The 16,332-nt window shown below is 38.6% G+C and carries 15 protein-coding genes; all 15 read right to left on the reverse strand.

Translation table 11 applies throughout. The annotated features are described in order from the left end of the window. Window positions 1–9: 9 nt before the first annotated feature. Window positions 10–1,059 (reverse strand): J domain-containing protein, encoded by a 1,050-nt coding sequence (locus G613_RS0110025; protein ID WP_029232538.1) that lies wholly within the window; start codon window positions 1,057–1,059, stop codon window positions 10–12. Window positions 1,060–1,062: 3 nt separating this feature from the next. Further along, window positions 1,063–1,920: a hypothetical protein gene (locus G613_RS0110030; protein ID WP_029232539.1), complete on the reverse strand. Its 858-nt coding sequence runs from the start codon at window positions 1,918–1,920 to the stop codon at window positions 1,063–1,065. Window positions 1,921–2,262: 342 nt separating this feature from the next. Continuing rightward, complete coding sequence (locus tag G613_RS19485) at window positions 2,263–2,421, reverse strand: hypothetical protein (protein ID WP_155828064.1); 159 nt, start codon at window positions 2,419–2,421, stop codon at window positions 2,263–2,265. 32 nt (window positions 2,422–2,453) lie between these two features. Then, window positions 2,454–2,765, reverse strand: coding sequence for a hypothetical protein (locus tag G613_RS0110045; RefSeq protein WP_029232540.1), 312 nt, complete (start codon window positions 2,763–2,765; stop codon window positions 2,454–2,456). Window positions 2,766–2,809: 44 nt separating this feature from the next. After that, a complete protein-coding gene (locus G613_RS0110050) occupies window positions 2,810–3,061 on the reverse strand; it encodes a hypothetical protein (RefSeq protein WP_029232541.1) in 252 nt (83 codons plus the stop codon). Window positions 3,062–3,136: 75 nt separating this feature from the next. Then, complete coding sequence (locus tag G613_RS0110055) at window positions 3,137–3,337, reverse strand: hypothetical protein (protein WP_035774570.1); 201 nt, start codon at window positions 3,335–3,337, stop codon at window positions 3,137–3,139. Between the two features lie 11 nt (window positions 3,338–3,348). After that, window positions 3,349–3,636, reverse strand: coding sequence for a hypothetical protein (locus G613_RS0110060; RefSeq protein WP_029232543.1), 288 nt, complete (start codon window positions 3,634–3,636; stop codon window positions 3,349–3,351). A gap of 19 nt (window positions 3,637–3,655) precedes the next feature. Further along, the gene (locus tag G613_RS19490; RefSeq protein ID WP_155828065.1) at window positions 3,656–3,799 is read right to left on the reverse strand and encodes a hypothetical protein; all 144 of its coding nucleotides are present in this window, start codon (window positions 3,797–3,799) and stop codon (window positions 3,656–3,658) included. 125 nt (window positions 3,800–3,924) lie between these two features. Continuing rightward, window positions 3,925–6,213, reverse strand: coding sequence for a hypothetical protein (locus G613_RS0110070; protein WP_029232544.1), 2,289 nt, complete (start codon window positions 6,211–6,213; stop codon window positions 3,925–3,927). Between the two features lie 6 nt (window positions 6,214–6,219). Beyond that, a complete protein-coding gene (locus tag G613_RS0110075) occupies window positions 6,220–8,562 on the reverse strand; it encodes a hypothetical protein (protein WP_029232545.1) in 2,343 nt (780 codons plus the stop codon). Next, the gene (locus tag G613_RS0110080) at window positions 8,563–10,200 is read right to left on the reverse strand and encodes a hypothetical protein (protein ID WP_029232546.1); all 1,638 of its coding nucleotides are present in this window, start codon (window positions 10,198–10,200) and stop codon (window positions 8,563–8,565) included. 1 nt (window position 10,201) lies between these two features. Then, window positions 10,202–13,312 (reverse strand): DEAD/DEAH box helicase, encoded by a 3,111-nt coding sequence (locus G613_RS0110085; RefSeq protein ID WP_029232547.1) that lies wholly within the window; start codon window positions 13,310–13,312, stop codon window positions 10,202–10,204. Then, window positions 13,312–14,802: a serine/threonine protein kinase gene (locus tag G613_RS0110090; RefSeq protein WP_029232548.1), complete on the reverse strand. Its 1,491-nt coding sequence runs from the start codon at window positions 14,800–14,802 to the stop codon at window positions 13,312–13,314. The genes G613_RS0110085 and G613_RS0110090 overlap by 1 nt, the downstream gene beginning before the upstream one ends. Continuing rightward, window positions 14,802–15,563, reverse strand: a complete 762-nt coding sequence (locus G613_RS0110095; RefSeq protein ID WP_029232549.1) for a protein phosphatase 2C domain-containing protein — start codon at window positions 15,561–15,563, stop codon at window positions 14,802–14,804. Before G613_RS0110095 ends, G613_RS0110090 begins: the two co-directional genes overlap by 1 nt. 18 nt (window positions 15,564–15,581) lie before the next feature. Next, the gene (locus G613_RS0110100; protein ID WP_029232550.1) at window positions 15,582–16,292 is read right to left on the reverse strand and encodes a vWA domain-containing protein; all 711 of its coding nucleotides are present in this window, start codon (window positions 16,290–16,292) and stop codon (window positions 15,582–15,584) included. Window positions 16,293–16,332 lie beyond the last annotated feature (40 nt).

The raw sequence follows: 16,332 nt of genomic DNA on the forward strand, positions 1-16,332 counted from the left end.
AAACAATAATCAACTACTCATCTGCTCCTGCAGTATAGCTATCCTCTCTTTAAGTGCTGAAATCGTATTCTTGCAGCTTTCAATTATCTTATTAAGCTCTTCCTGCTTAGCTGCAACAGCTTCATCGTCAGCAAGGAAATCCTTCTCATTGTACGGAAAGCTATTCTTGATATGCTGAACCTCTCTTTGAAGATACATCAACCTGGTCTTAAGTCTATATTTCAAATTCTTAAGAGCTTCGATATCTTCTGGAGTATTCTTAAATCTCTTTTCGATATCTTCATCTTCAATCATCTCAGCAATCTGACGAAGCCTTTCCAAATTGCCTTCCTCAAAGGCCTTCTTTGCTTCCATCAAAAGCTCGTCATCCTTGGGTGTTCTATTCTTCTTGTTATCAGGGTGGAGCGCCTTCACAATCTTACGGTACAGGCTTTTAAGCTCTTTTGCCGGATTGACATTTTTCTTTGCTGAAGCACCCTGGTCATAGGATTCTGATCTCGAATAATCTCCGCTGCTTTCTGAGCCTCCACCAAAGGCATTTCCAAAAGCTCTAAAGAAATTCTCAAATGCCTTATTGAAATCATCTATGTTCTTGAAGAACTCATCCCAATCAAATGGCTCATCGTCCTCAGGTTCATCTTCGCTATATCCGGCATCTTGGGCGTTCCTTTCATCCTGCTCAGCACGCTTCTTGGCAAACTCCTCATCTTCCTTGGCCTGCTCGGCTCTTTTACCCAGGTCATCATAGAAGTTTTTCAGCTTCTCATCTGCTTCTTTCCCTGCATCTTCAGGCGTGATCTTTTCATCCCTATTGACTGCCGCCTGTATACTTTCAATAATTGAGCGAAGTCTTTCAATCTCAAGATTATAGCTGGTGATCTGCAACTCGAGATGACCTATCTTTTCATCATATTCCGCCCTGAGTCTTCTGCAGACATTGAGCTCCAGATCATCCTTTTCTGCCTCTAGCGCAGCAACTACCATTTTCAGCTTCTGCACTTCCTGTATCAGAGACTCATATTCATCAATGACCTGCGATAATACAATCTCATTTCCCATAAATCACTTATCCTCAACATAAATATCAAAGTCATAATGCAAAAGATGTGGAACAGACGCCCTCTGCCTATTTCTTACAACGCCATAAACATGCTTTCCCTCATCAAGCATATGCGAAAGGATCTTAGTATCCCGGGAATCCATGTGTCCATAAAATCGTTTCTTGTCCTCACTCCAGACTTCAATGGCCCAGGGGTTGTCTTCAGTTGCTCTTTTTATCAGCCTTAAATGATCATTTACTTCCATCTGGCCAATTGCTTCACTCATGCCGTCAAGATACTTAGAATTCCTGTCAGGAAAAGAATATGCCAGCCAAATAGCATTACCATTCTTCTCCATAACTTCACCCTTTGTCTCACCTATTTCGAAGGTATTGGCCAAATTAAGCGGTTTAGACTCTTCCATCCAGTACAGGTCAAGCGTAACTGCCTTCTGCGTGTCCAGCTCTTCCATTGGCATATCCACGTTTAATGAATGCACCTTTGCATAAAGGTGCTTCCCTGCCTTCATAAGTTCAGCCATAACATATCTCTCCGGAGGCTGAATATATCCCAGACATAACCCTGCCAGCGTATGAACCCTTATTGATGATCCATCATCAGGAAATGCAGACGCTACTGCTGTGCAATCAGGAGATTCACTATTATATTTTCGATAAAGAGTTACCCAATCACCTATCTGAAGTCCCTGGACATTCTCAAGCAGATACTCCTTGTTCCTAAGTCCGTATACTTTCACTACTCCGAGATATGTCTTTCTCTCGAATGTAATCTGCTTTATTGCCTCTCCGAGTTCTGTATGATGCAAAAAAGTTGAGACCCCGGATGAAGAATATTCTCTAATAGCGCCATTATCTTCCATGACGTGTTACCTTTCTCCCCAGTGCCCCAACAACTTTTGTAGTTCTTATAATTCTTATAATTCTATTGTACTCAAATGCTGTCCTATAATAATGACAGCTCGCAAGATCAGAATTTCTCTGCATTTATCAGCTTTTTCTGATCTAATTACCCAAATACAGTTACTAATATTATTATAATACCCAGGGCTAAAAATATCGAACCAACAATCGTTCCATCAGACTCGCAGAAATTATATCCTCCACAATTCCCATAAAAGTAATAATGATCATGATGGGAGTCATGTCCACAATGGTCATGATCATGATGACAGTCACAGTTATGTCCCATTCTGCTCACCTCCTTATATGATCCCAAACATACACCAAACAATAATTCCAACAATCATTACGGCTAGGCCAAGTCCTCTATTAGCTTCCTGCTTCTTATCTACAAGAAGATAAAATCCGAAGAATGGCATTCCGAAAATCAGTAATATAAAAATAGCGATAAACTCTAACATAATATGCTCCCTTTCCTGGCAATCAGTGCCTTTTAACAACACCGGCATAAATGATCATGATATTCATGAGTGCAATACAGTTTCTTGCCCTTATCTGAAATAATGTAATCAAGTTCCCCTGCAGAAATCAGATTATCCATCATTCTTCTTGTCTCGTCTTTAGACAACCTTGCAAACATTCCGTAATACGGTTTTGTGACGAAAAATGGTGCGATATAAGCGGATTCCTTGCCTACCAGAATGTTTCTAATGGTTGTAACGTAAGAATAGCCATTATATTTTCCGCGTGTCATTTCAAGATCTCTAACCATTGATACAAGTAATGAATTATCTGTGTTATTCATTGATTATCTCTCCCCATTCCAGAGCCCCTTAACAATACCTTCCGTTACTGTAGTTCACTCTTCTTGTTTTTGTTGTAGTCAATTATCATGTCAAGACATGTCTCTATTGAGTTTATTATTCCCATAACTTCTTCCAGGCTGCAGTATGGCTCCAACACATTTTTGCTGTTTGCAAAGATGATGTCATACTTGAAATTGTACGGATCATCTTCAGTACATCTCTTTGCCTGAAGAAGAAAGCCATATTTTCTTAAGCGGCCGAGCTCTTTTGTCAGTTTCCACTCATCCTTTTTCATAGGCGCCTCCTATCATTTGCCTAAACGTGACAATGTAACGATCCAAGCCAACTCTTTTTCATACATATTCAGCTACTATCCACTAGCCTTCAAGTTGATACTTCCTTTCACCCCGTTTTTAGTAGTCTCAACACTAAGATTTACTCCATAGCCTTCTGTTATTGCAGTTACAACAACCATTTCAAGAGCACCTATAATAGCAAGTGCTATAAGATTGTTTCCTGACAACTGCACCGGTACCTGAACCGATTTAAGTGTATTTATTACTTCGTTCATGGTCCCTCCCTTCATGCCGCAACTTCTAATCCATAATATTCTGTCAGGTAAGGCAGCATCACATTAAGGTATTTAACAAGTCCCATTACGGAACGATTTCTGCTTCTCTTTGTAGAGATTTCGTTTACTCTTATTCCGGATTTACAAATGTCATATATAGTATGTGTGTATCTTTTGCTGAATGCGTAGATATCTTCTTTCCCTGGTGCTGTGATGTAAAAATCAATCATCTTATCCTCACCTTTGAAATTCTTAATACCTACAAGCTTTATCTGTTCCTTTAAAATAATCTTCTTCATATTCTTAGTCCTCCATTCTTCACTTTGACTCATAGTACTGATACTTGTAACATTCCCAGCAATACCAAACATCGCTACGCCAACAGCGTCCTCCACAACTCATGCATCTGTTACCTACTGTGTGCCTTGCATTACTGTGTGACTTCTTTTTCATCTTTGCCATGTTCCCGTACCTCCGTTTTGTTTAAGCATCTCTTTGTTATGAGTTGATGATACGACAAACGGATTTTTTTCTAATTAAAAAAACGATGCGAAAATGATTTCTCAAATTCGCACCGTTTTTTACACTCAGTGTTTTATTCTTTTTCCACACTTTGGACAAACGGGAATGTATTTAATTCTATGATCCGGTTGCTCCTCAAACTCAAAATCTGTAATTGTCAGCCTGTCGAAGATTATTTCTTTCTTAAGCATCAAGTCAAAGTAATCGAGATTTCTAATATCGTCTCGTTTTATCTCTACAAATGGTCTGGACCACTCGTAGCTCATTCCGCAGCCGTCAGCATGCTTGGTTTTACCAAAGATTACTCCACACTCCGGATTTTTGCACCTCCAGTTATTGTCACCCTCATCCAGACAATCCTTTGAGCCACAGATAGGGCACATCACACTTCCTCTACTCCATTTTATCTGAAGCCTTGCAGAATGCGATGAGACGAGCTTCATGAGCCTTTGAGCAGAATTCATCTCAGATTGAGCAACAGGTATTATTCCTGCCTTATAATCTCCCCATCGCTTTGCATCTTCATCACAATACTTCTCTCCATAGCTCAAAAGTCGTGAAATCAGCTTGTCTGATTTAATGCTCTTTTTATAATCGCTCAAATCTATCGGAAAAATGAACACCACTCGATCATTTATTGAATCAAGTGCATTCTGTGTAAACCTATCCACAGCAGCTTCCGTGTTTTCAATTTTTGCAAACTGCGGAACTATGCGTAAAGCCTCTTTTCTTTGCTCCTTGAATCCAGTCGATGCAAAAAGTTCTTCAAGCTCAACTCTCCAAACTTTATCTGCTTCATCTAGCAAGCGCTTTTCTTGCTGTGTTAGCCCCTTTTCCTCTGACTTACTCATGTGGAACAGATTTTTCATCTTTTTCTGTTCAGTAGCATCTGGCTTTGAAGTAAAGATTATGCTTTTGCCAGTTTTATCTATAGCAGCCCCATATGGAAGTGCAGTCCTTATTTTATTCATGTAACTGGCAGCTTTCGCTGGAATCAGATATTCGACTGTATTTTTTTCTACATACTCCAGGAATAGTCCCACATCACTGTCAGATTCTGACATAGTCTTCAAATGGCATGTTATTGTTTCTGATGAAAATAATGCATCAACCCCCAATGTACCATCAATATTCATCGTAAACTTAGATCCGGGCTCAATACTGTATTCAAGCAGCTTAAACACGTACATGAGAAGCACTGTAACATACATTTCGTAACAATGATTAAAACTTAAATCAACGGATCCTTGAACCCCCATCTCATCCTGATGATTTTGAACAATCTGTCTTTGGATCTCACCCCAAAGTCTGTATAAAGCATTATATCTTGAATCCTTTTTTAGAATATTTGTCGGCTGAATATTCCTGCTGATTCTCTTCTTTTTATCAATGCTCCTATAAAACTTTGATGCTTCTACAGTAGAAAAACTGCGCTCAAGTTTCTCCCATTGCTTCAGAAGATCTTTCAACGTCCCATTCTCTTCGGTCTTTATTTTTAGATTATAATCTGGCAGGAGTTGTTCAAAAATCCTTGTACGTTTATAATCTGATAAATCCTTTCCATATTTATTCCAATCTATGGTACTATCGTTCTGCTGTATAGTTTTCTCGAGACTAACTACCTGCCTATGGACATACCTAAGCACATCGTCCACCGCCATCCTAAAAAACAAGTTTTCGTAAATGCTTATTTCATCTTCATATACATCTGTTCTCAATCTGTTAGGCACCAATCCGTTCAGCGTCCTAGCCTTCCAATGTTCTGAATGAGACGCAAGATGATCCATGGTTCTGGAATTAATACCTTTAACTATGTTGACATCCAATACTGCCTCCTCGGTCTTGAGGCTTTTCTTAGGATGAGAACATATATCCATTACCATCGGAACCACTTCAGCAATTTTCCTTAACAAGGATTGGTCATCGTATCCTGCATACGGTGTTTTCTCGATAATAAGAGACACTTGGTCTTCTTTAATCGCGTTATATAACGTTTCTACTGAGTATTCCTTGCCAATTCTAAACGCCTCTTCCATCTGCTCTTCAAATTTGAAGAGATTAATAATATCCTCTTCATCCAAAGGAATCGTGTTCTGCAAGATAAATGTATATTTAAAATAGACAGAGTTATACCATACCGTAATATTACACCGGTTTTGCTTATCTAAAAGTACAGGAAACACATACTCTCCAGCGCCTGTAAACTCTTCCTCACAATAGCTCGATGATATTTTTACACTTTCGTCATTTCCAAGCTTAATCTGAAGAATATTATCATACAAAAGCAGCTCTGTTTTGCAGTTTTCTTCTGGCAATTGTTCGATGCCCATTGTATTTTTAACAAATATCTGCATTATATATTACCCTGAAATCTTTTCTATTAGCTTTTCTATCTTGCTAATACTCTGCTTAAATACACCATTCCCATAAATTTCATTCAAGCCATTTTTCAAGTCTTCGAGCCTATTCAAAAGATATGGTTCATACCTTTCATCTAGTTTTCTAAGAATCTTATGAGTCAAAAGATAATCCACAGCTGCTTCCTTCGTTCCACCACAAGCAATATACACAGGAACAAACTCCTCCATTTGACTCATTATTCTATTACCAAAAGTAATATCCATATCTTTGAGAAGATCATCCACCAGCTCAATCTTTTCTTTGTCAGATTTGTTAAGCTTGTTTTTTGTTGTAGATTTAGCGGCATTAAAAAGATCTAACATCTCATCCATATCAACAGCAATCTTCTTTACTGTCTCTCCCTTAAATGGATCTACACGGCTATCCATATCCAGAACCTGTGCACGGTCATAAACCTTATCTGTTATGATCGATGTTGAGTCATCATTATTGGCTGTTCCAACAAACCATATATTATTGCTAACGATGATATTTGCTGCCTCATTTGAGTAATCAAGATATTTAGGTTTCTGGTCCTCGGCTAATTCTGAATAACCAGATACAAGTGGAACAATCCATTCATTCTGATTTGGTTTTTCCAATACAGATAAGAAATCAGCAAAATAATACTCTATTCTGGCCAAATTCATTTCATCTAGCACAATAAAAAACATTTTATTTCTATTCTCAAGAGCCGATGCCTCATACAGATATTTAGTAAACTCAGTTTCCTTGAATCTGTTTGTAAAATCATTGTCATATCCAAGTAACTCTCTGTTATCTCTCCATGAAGGCTGTACAGGAACAAACTTACACTCTGTTCCAAGCGCCTCAGCCACAAGTCTGGGAAGACTAGATTTTCCAGTTCCGCTCAGTCCCTGTAATATTAGTAACCTGGATGCACTTTCTGATGCAGCAAGAGAAGCCAAGAACACCCTGATGGTATCAACGGAATAGTAAAGCCCCTTCTTAGTAGCTCCATAATTTCTTATATACTCGCATAGCTCCTCTAAAGAGCCATTGAATCCAGAAGGATTGAATATTTTCTGGTTTTCAATCTCTTTATCTATATCAAGAAGTACCTTAAACTTGCTCTCCTGTGTACTCTTATACTGCTCGCTTATGTACTTAAGCTTCATCTGAAGCTGATTGTTAAGAGATTCCAATGAAGCTGCAGCAACACGAGCATTCTCCAATTCACGAGTACTCATTGCATAGGCACTTATCTTAGCCTCTGCCTCTGTTCTCTTCTGCTTTTCGTCGTCAAGAGCTATTCTAACAGCCTCCAATTCCTTAGTATTTGCACGGAGTCTCTCAATCTCTTCCTCGGATGGCATATTTGCCAGCTCATCATTTCTGCGCTTTGCTTCCTCAAGCTTTGCTTCTAATTCCTGCATTCTCGCAACCATGGATTCGCCATTATCATCCAAAAGTGCGCTCTCCATTTTTGTTGCCTTTTCCCTCTGTTCCTTAATAATCTCTGAATATGCATCTATCTGTTGCTCATAATGTGCAATTTGTTCCTGTAGCTTAATAACTTCCTTTTCAGAATACTGACTATATTTAGCCTTAAGCTCTTTAACGTATTCTGCTTCTTCATCCAGATCAGCCTTCTGCTCGGCCATTTCTTCCATTTTTTTCTCAAGTTCGGCTTTTCTAGATGATAGTTCTTTTATTCTCGCTTCATATTCCTTAGAAAGTTCTGTACGCTTCTCTTCTATGGATTTATTTGCTTCACGAATAATCTCAATCTTGCTTTCCTCTGCAGCATTCCTCTCTTCATGAGCTTTTTGATACTCTTCATCAATTTTTTCACGCTGAGACTTGATATAATCATTAAGCTCAACTCTCTGCGCAGTCTTATCGGCTTCCCATTCAGCATAAATAGCCGACTTCTCTTTCTCTCTGATTCCTCTTTCATCAGCTTTAATACGTGCAATCTCCTCCGCAACAGCAGATTCACACTCCTTCTTAACCTGGGCCTGAGTGTTTAATAATTCTTTTGCCTTCTTCTCCTGGTCATCCTTCTGTTTATTTAACACTTGTTCTTTTAGGTCCAGATCAGCCTGCTTTTTTTCATAGTCTTTCTTAAGGCTTTCTTCTTTTTCCTTATAATCTGCCTCCAAAGATTCTTTTGCGGCCTCCAATTCAGCCACCTTATTTGCCACTCGTTCATCTGTAATAAGTGCAGCATCTATCTTATCCTTTTGAGCTTGCTTTAAGTCTTCGATTCTTTCTGCCTGAGATTTTTGGCTATCATTTTTCTGATTTCCAAATAGTGCATTTTGCTTTTTCTTACTCATTTAAACCGCCTCCATGTATCTGTTATAAAGGGCAATAAAATTTCCTTCAAACTCACTATACTGTTTCTCTACTTCAGCTAAAGTAAACTCTAAATCTGCCAGCTCATCACCGCCATGGGACGCAATATTTCCTGCACCTTTTCGCTTTGCCCCCTTATATGCATTAAGGTTTGACGTATATTCTTTTATTGATAAAGGCAACAATGGAAGGCTTCTTAAAAGCTCCATAGAAACTCCATTTTTATTCTCCCATGCATCTATCAAGATCATAGCCATGTATCCAGGAGCATTTCCATCGTCATCGTTACATTTCAGCATGTTGTTATATACGTATTTATACTCTCTAAGTATGTCATCAGACAAAAAAGAGTAGGATTTCACTAATGTCTTAAGTTTTTGGTTATATTCCCAAAACTCTAGCTTTTGGCATTCGTACAAATGCTTGTTATGCTTAACCAAAAGCCTTAGACTCGCTTCGTAAGCTTTCCTCATATTTTGCGCAAATTCAGCCGATTCATCTTCTCCGTTTTCGAAACGATACTTACTCTTCGTAAGAAGTTCAATTGTCCTCTTTACTGCTTTATATTCAGAGTCATTGCATATATATGGATACTTGTCAAAAAGAGCAATATCCAAATTATTACCGAATGCAATAGAGTCTTTAAGCTCTTCTTTCTTCTCCATTAGGAACAACTGTATCTCATCTTCAAAATCCTTGTTGCATGCCCTCATTCTGTTAATAACAGTTCTAAACCAATCGTCAAGGCGCTTCCCAAAAGGTGAAACAATTATTAGTTCATCTGGAGCATTTTTGTTAATTGCTATAAATCCTCTGGCTGAATAATACTCCGGTGAATCGTCCAAAATTGTTAGATTTGTAATCTGTTCCAAGTCATGCTTCTGTTTATCTTCCGCTTCTTTTTCAGCTAGTGTCTTAACATCTTCTTCGACGCTCCCATCTTCCTGGATTGTTTCCCAATCAATTTCATCCTCAAATGGAATATATCCATCCATCTGAGCTGTATCTACAGTGACTTCTGAGCAGTCAATGGTATTTGATCCAGTCTCTTCGCCACGCCTCAAATTATTACACAGTTTCGCCCAATATCTCATGGCTGTGCGAATCGCAGCACTTTTGGGTTTTTTCCCATAGTTGTTCTCATACTTTACTTCTAAAGCACCAGGATCTTCCAAATAATAATCCGGCAATTTCGTGATATCAAAAACCGGAATAACACTTTTTGTAACCATATCCTGAATCATATATATTTTTCTATTCTTCTTAGAAGCTTCTAAATCGCTTAAATATGGGTTATCATACTTAGCCACCATGCTTTTCCCATCATTACTAAGTCTCAATTCCTTAGTTCTTTTATCGAAATATCCTTCATTTCTGCAGGACTCAATAGCTGCGTCTACTAAGTCCTTATTAAAGCCTATTTGGGAACACAATATAGCCTTGGGGTTATTTATGCCGTTATTGACAAGTTGTAATATCAGATGTTCAAGGATATTTATGTCCTGAACATCGCTCTCTGGTATATAGCACGTCCATACCGCTACAGGCCATGCAAACGCCCTTCTCTCATTGGCACTGACATTTCTATAATCAGCACCAAAATCATACAATTTGGCCATATTACTGCTCCTTTATCACATGACTTTTCTTATACATTTCAAGTAATGGCTTTACATATTCATGTTCTTCATCAAATGCAACTGTTTCTGAATCCCCTACTGCTATCAGTAGTCTCTTAGCTCTACTAAATGCCACACAAAGTCGATTGTTATTATTCAGGAATCCAACTCTGTTTTTCATATCCTTCTCTCTGTTAGCACGAACTACAGATAATAAAACAACATCAAATTCCTTTCCCTGAAATGCATCTACAGTACCAACCTGAATTCGGTGAATGTCGCTTGGAAAATTTGCACGAACCATTTCATTGAGGAGTTCAGCCTGTTTGCTATAGAAAGTGATGATACCGATTTCATATTCTGAGTTTTTTGCCAGTATCTTGGACAATTCCTTTTGTATCTGGTCAACCTCACATTTTCTGCTAGCGCTTTGTTTTTTTACTTCTGCAGGGAACTTTTCTGAAAGCGGGAGATCTATCCAAACAAGCGCATCATTATCATATAATCCTAAATTATGCTGTTTGTTCTCTATCTTACACATGGTATCAAGTTTTCCATCATAAAAGACATTAACCAACTCGCATATATCCGGATGCATTCTGTACTGCTCAGTGAGCATAGCTGTTCTGTCTATACCAAGTTTCTTATCTTCAGAACCAATAAGCGCATTTAATCTCATGAACAGTGACTCTTCCAACACTGTTTCTACATTTTTCCCGTCAATCTTGCTGGCAACTGCCTCCACAATATCCCTCTCAACCATATGTGGAAGCTGCTTATGATCTCCAACCAAAATGATTTTTTTGCCCATAGACATAGGAATAAGTAAATCCAACGGATTTGATCTTGCAGCCTCGTCAACAATTACGAAATCGTAATCATCATCGAATCCTTCCATAGATGGACTTAAATTAGGATTTGCAGACTGTTGACAAGTTGCAGCATTTATCTTCGAGTACTTTCTTATTAGTCTATCTACGTTATTACTATTTGTAAGCTCTTGCTTGAATTCCCATATAATATTAGCCAGTGAAGCACCGTCATCATTTCCTTTGGAAACAAGTTCTAAACGGTATCCCCTAATCAAGTCTTGTATGTCCTTATCAAGAAGCTCATTATTAACTACTGTCATTCCAGGACATAAGGCTTCCAATCTTTCACAATCCGCTTTCAAATTCTCTAAATAGCCATCCAATTCAGCACAGTCATCTGTAACCTTCTCAAGTTTTTTCCAATAATCAGGTATGTCAAATTCCAGTTCGCTATCAAACTTCAGATAACGTTCTAATTGCTTTAATTGAATCGCTCCATCATCAAGATAAGCCTCTTTACTTAATCTTTGGCCATTTATCAAAGCTGGCAATGGATTCTCTTCGCTTTCAGGTGCATTACAAACTGAAGCCAGCTCAGAAATCACCATCGCATACTGCTTATGTAGTTCCGGACTCAGTTCCATATCAGCTGTCAAAATGTCACATTCTTCTAAGAGTTTCTTGATTGTCATATAATCATTAGAAGTCTCTATTAGAACAAGCTTTTCAAATAATTCCCTCACCTTACTTCTGGAATTATCTTCCTGCTGCGCAAGCCAGCCTTCACATGAATCCATCATCTTATCTATCCAGTCATAGATAAGGTAATTGCCGTCCTCTCTCCCTTTTCGTACTGCTATTCGATTAACTGGAACACCGCCATAATTAACCTCTTTTACCGCGTTATCTACTGCATCGTGCTGTGTAGACGTAATAAGAATCTTGGCTTTACTGTTCGAAAGCTCATCTATTCTTTTTACTATAGCTTTTATAACCGATGTCTTTCCCGTTCCAGGAGGCCCCTGAATAACAGCAATGTCCGGTGTGTTAATAGCCACATCAATTGCATGCTTTTGTTTCTCGGTAAAATGATCCTCTTTATTCTCAAACACAGTCTGTTCAAGATCCGCAGAAATCGGCTGATTCCGACGTCCTATCACCCCAACCTGCACGCCACCTTGGATTACACTTTTTAATCCAGGTAATCTGCATTTGTTAGAAAGGATATTTCTCTGCGCCTTTAATCTACGCTTTCGTTGTATTTCTGATCCAGTCAAGCTTGGAAGAAGATAACCTGACGAAGGTAGGATACACGTTGTATCCATATCTTCTTTTATCCTGAATTCGTTTGTGTTAACACAGCTATAGTCTATCTCAGAGCCAACAATAGTTGCGGCCTTGAAATTATATCCGAGGGGATCGAGAGGATCTATATTCTGAATTGCGACATAGTACATGTTATCTATACAGAACTCTCGTCTTGTATAGCATTTATCTAGGGAGAAAACTATAACCCCATTGGCATATCTGAACCCTTTGTACTTTAAGAAGCCCATTTCTGATGCTTCTTGCTTTATACTTTCCATCTCCAGCTCGTTATATAAATTCCACAAGCTGATAAATTCATTATCGGAGCTGATCATTTTAGCATATTGCTCATCAGCTCTGGCCGTAAGCATCGCAGCATCGTTTATCTCATCAACAATCTCAATGTTACCTTTTACCAGCATAATAGGAGAATCTATCCTGCTTTTATTGGTTCTCTTAATAATCTGAATGATGTGAAGATAATGTTGAGGCGTCTCTACAATTGTGACTGTATATCTATCGCCGACTATCTGTAGCTTGCCATCCTCTTTTTCATTTTTATATGCAAAAAGATACTTGCCTCCTTCATCAACAATCAGCTGCTTTCTCATCTCATTTGCAGCGTTTTCCTTCTCTATATCATTGGCCATAAGATCAGCAGCAATTGCCTGATCAATCACAATTCTAAGCGGATTCTCCTCATCATAATTTACAGCATCAGAAAACTCCATGAGTGTAAAGGAAATATCTGCTCCATCTATTAAGTCCGCTCTAAGGAGAGCTCTTCCATATGAAGAACGAAGTCTTGATATTACTGTCTGCATTTCAGCAGTAATGCCAACTCGAATAAAGGCTCCATCCGCATCTTTAATAAAAAGATCGTCCTGTGGAATCTGATAATCAACTATCCCTGTCTTTATCTTCCCTTCGGCGTTATCTATACTTGCCATGAAACAAAACTCATTTGCAAATTTTATTCTGTTGCTTCTCATCAATCCTCCTGCCTGATCAGTATGAACTTACTGATTTCGGTTGTTCCATAGAATTTCTCAATCTGTTTTGTATCTATGAATTCACTGTCAGTGGTCACATCGATATTTTTATCCAAAAACATAAACTGTTTTCCCGGTGTTTCATCTATTACCGACGGAATCGTAACACCCTTTTTATATAAAGACACTTCTCTTGGTTTCGACATCTTTGAGTCGTTGAGAATTATCTTGGTATTTGACAGATTAATCACTGCTAGCTTTCCGTCTTTTGTTCTTGCTACAGCTGCAAGAGTCTGATCAGATTCAAAGGGAATATTTTCGTCAAAAAAGCTTCGATTTATATATTTCATTTCCTTTGTCACAGCCATGTTTCCTACTACATCAGAATAGACGTCAAGCGGCTGCATTTCTTTTGCGGCATCCAAGGGTATCAGAATTTTTCCTTTAGTCCTTACCATGTTTCTGCTTGTAAGTAGATATACCTTTTTTATATGTTCGTCACACAATGGGCAGTTACAGTCTTTGCCTGTATAATAATACTCTGCATCACAGTCCTGATTATCACACTGTATAACGTGATTCCTAGCATGCGCACAAGCTCGCATGAACTCAATAAGCGTCGGCCTTCTTGAACTTTCGAGCTTACCGTCTACAAAAGTTCTCCTGAAAAGCTCCAACAATTCATCCGTCAGAAAGACTTTTGTGTTTTCAAAATTGCTGTTTTTGTTCTTATCGCTATTCGGATCACCAATATAATCAAGCTTTCCCCTGTCTACAGACTCCTGAACCCACTCAGGATTAGCATCCTCAGCATCATCTCCAATGAATGGATGACAAGTCGTTAACATCTTGAAAAGCAAAACAGCGTATGAGTATGTATCAGTTACTGTATTGGCAACTGCTGCTTTGTTCGCAATTTCGGGCGCCATATAGAAATTGGTTCCATCAATCAGAGGACTGTAAACACCTGAAGTAATATTGTCTGAATCTATTATGGCAAGACTATTTTTATCTCTTGAAACAAAAATATTGCTAGGCGATATGTCAACATATGCGTATCCGTTGATATGCAGATACCTTAAGCTTTTTGCTAACAAACCACCAATTTGCAATCTCTTGGTTAAGCCACCAGTAGCATTAAAATACCAATCCCACAAATCTTCTATTTCTTCAGGCTTCTCTACATAATCATTAAGAGAAACATGACCTTTGGCCTCTTTCATAACGTAACCAACAAATGGTTCTTCCAAAATTGCAATCGGAAATGCAATCCTTGTTTCCTTTGGAAGCTGTGAGCCTTTTTTCTGCAGCCAACGATACCTCTCAGCGTATTTGTCCTTATCAATCGAAGTGTTTATCTTGATCAAGTAATCCTCCGAAGTTCTGTAGACAACACCCTGTCCGCCTTTGCTCAAGACAGCGGTAATATGATATTCTCTGCCAAAAGTATCTTTAATTACCTGACCAACGAGATCATTATCACTACCCATCAAATCCTCTTTTCTATAGACAGATAACAAATAGTCTTGTCATCACTATGGTTTTCTGTAGCCCAGTCACCGAGCCAATCCTCCAGTTCACTTTGGAGTGCTGTCACTCCGTCATTTTCAATAGTCTCTTGAAAATAACCAGGTAATGTCAGTTTTTTCTCTGGAATAAGATCGTCAGCTATTCCATCAGTTGCCAGGATCATAATTGCCTTGGACTTAATATTGGCCTTATCTACAACTTCTGTAGAAAGCAATTCTGACACGTTTATTGAACACATTGAATTTGTCACATTACTGAAAAGATCGTCAGCACTAGCAATATCCTTACATACAATCGAGTCATAACTTAGCAATGCCATGCCATCTCCGACTCCGCCAACAAGAAGACTTCCATTGTAAAAAACCGCAAAATGAACCGTCGAATCATAATCGTTTATTTCTTCTGCTTCATAGGAAGCCGTCCATTCCTGTACCATTCGCTTGGCTAATATATTTGCCACATTATTGCTCATAAAAGAATACTCAGGAAGCTTATCGACAACCCATTTCTCTACAATTTCTACTATCCTTGCTGAGCCTTTGTCTGAATTTCTGCAGGATCCAAGTCCATCAGCAACAACAATGTAGGCAAGCTTTTTTTCAGGTACCACTCCTATGGAAAACGCATCTTGGTTAACTTTTTTATCAACTCCGATCTGCGATAAACCGCCGATATCAATCTTATAATCTTCAAGCATCACAGATTTCACATTCTGATTCATCTCTAACTTATCCTATTCTTACAGACTGAGCAGGTATTCCACCTCATCTACTCCAAACATTTCCTTTGGATCTCCGATGACTGGCTCGTTCGGATTACTACTAACAGATCTCTTGCTTATTGAATATGTAACCCATTGGAAAAACTTTGTGATTGTCGCTAGGTCATTTGCTTTTATTACTGGAACCTCCGGATTATTTATAAACGCATTAAGCATTCTATAATTTGTTCCGTCACCTATTCCAAGCGCTAGTTTAGGGCACTTCTTGAGTCTTTCACTGGAATGTAACCTCTGTAACGGCTCCCACTGCGAAAAATCATAATTCTTTGGATCAGTCCGCCCAGGACAATCAGACGGTAATCCATCACTAAGCAAAATTATGGTAGGAGTATATGCTCTTTCAGGAACCTGGTTTCTGTCTTCAAGCATATCAATAGCCTTGTCTATCGCCTCTCCCATCCACGTCTTTCCAGCTGCCTGAAATTCCGGAACAACCGTTTCCTCAATCCTTTTTATTGGCTGGACTATTTCAACAGTATTACCAAATGTTATTATTCCTACACTGATCTTACCCTTTGCATTCTTGATGCCGTTAAACTCAGCAATCATTTCCTTAAGAGCCACATTTACAGTGTTTATCTTTTCATTTGCCATACTTCCACTATTATCTACCAATAACAGAACAGGTAATGGTCTTGCCTCTTTTATAACAACATCCTTTAATCCCATAGCGAACCTCTCTCGTAATATTTATGTATATAATTTATCA

Source organism: Butyrivibrio sp. VCB2006, assembly GCF_000420945.1.
Lineage (GTDB): Bacteria > Bacillota > Clostridia > Lachnospirales > Lachnospiraceae > Butyrivibrio.

Coding starts and splice junctions, on each gene's coding strand:
- G613_RS0110075 (WP_029232545.1), bottom strand. CDS start 8,562: ATGAGTAAGAAAAAGCAAAATGCACTATTTGGAAATCAGAAAAATGAT.
- G613_RS0110050 (WP_029232541.1), bottom strand. CDS start 3,061: ATGAAAAAGGATGAGTGGAAACTGACAAAAGAGCTCGGCCGCTTAAGA.
- G613_RS0110095 (WP_029232549.1), bottom strand. CDS start 15,563: ATGAATCAGAATGTGAAATCTGTGATGCTTGAAGATTATAAGATTGAT.
- G613_RS0110060 (WP_029232543.1), bottom strand. CDS start 3,636: ATGAAGAAGATTATTTTAAAGGAACAGATAAAGCTTGTAGGTATTAAG.
- G613_RS0110070 (WP_029232544.1), bottom strand. CDS start 6,213: ATGCAGATATTTGTTAAAAATACAATGGGCATCGAACAATTGCCAGAA.
- G613_RS19490 (WP_155828065.1), bottom strand. CDS start 3,799: ATGGCAAAGATGAAAAAGAAGTCACACAGTAATGCAAGGCACACAGTA.
- G613_RS19485 (WP_155828064.1), bottom strand. CDS start 2,421: ATGTTAGAGTTTATCGCTATTTTTATATTACTGATTTTCGGAATGCCA.
- G613_RS0110085 (WP_029232547.1), bottom strand. CDS start 13,312: ATGAGAAGCAACAGAATAAAATTTGCAAATGAGTTTTGTTTCATGGCA.
- G613_RS0110055 (WP_035774570.1), bottom strand. CDS start 3,337: ATGAACGAAGTAATAAATACACTTAAATCGGTTCAGGTACCGGTGCAG.
- G613_RS0110045 (WP_029232540.1), bottom strand. CDS start 2,765: ATGAATAACACAGATAATTCATTACTTGTATCAATGGTTAGAGATCTT.
- G613_RS0110100 (WP_029232550.1), bottom strand. CDS start 16,292: ATGGGATTAAAGGATGTTGTTATAAAAGAGGCAAGACCATTACCTGTT.
- G613_RS0110025 (WP_029232538.1), bottom strand. CDS start 1,059: ATGGGAAATGAGATTGTATTATCGCAGGTCATTGATGAATATGAGTCT.
- G613_RS0110080 (WP_029232546.1), bottom strand. CDS start 10,200: ATGGCCAAATTGTATGATTTTGGTGCTGATTATAGAAATGTCAGTGCC.
- G613_RS0110030 (WP_029232539.1), bottom strand. CDS start 1,920: ATGGAAGATAATGGCGCTATTAGAGAATATTCTTCATCCGGGGTCTCA.
- G613_RS0110090 (WP_029232548.1), bottom strand. CDS start 14,802: ATGGGTAGTGATAATGATCTCGTTGGTCAGGTAATTAAAGATACTTTT.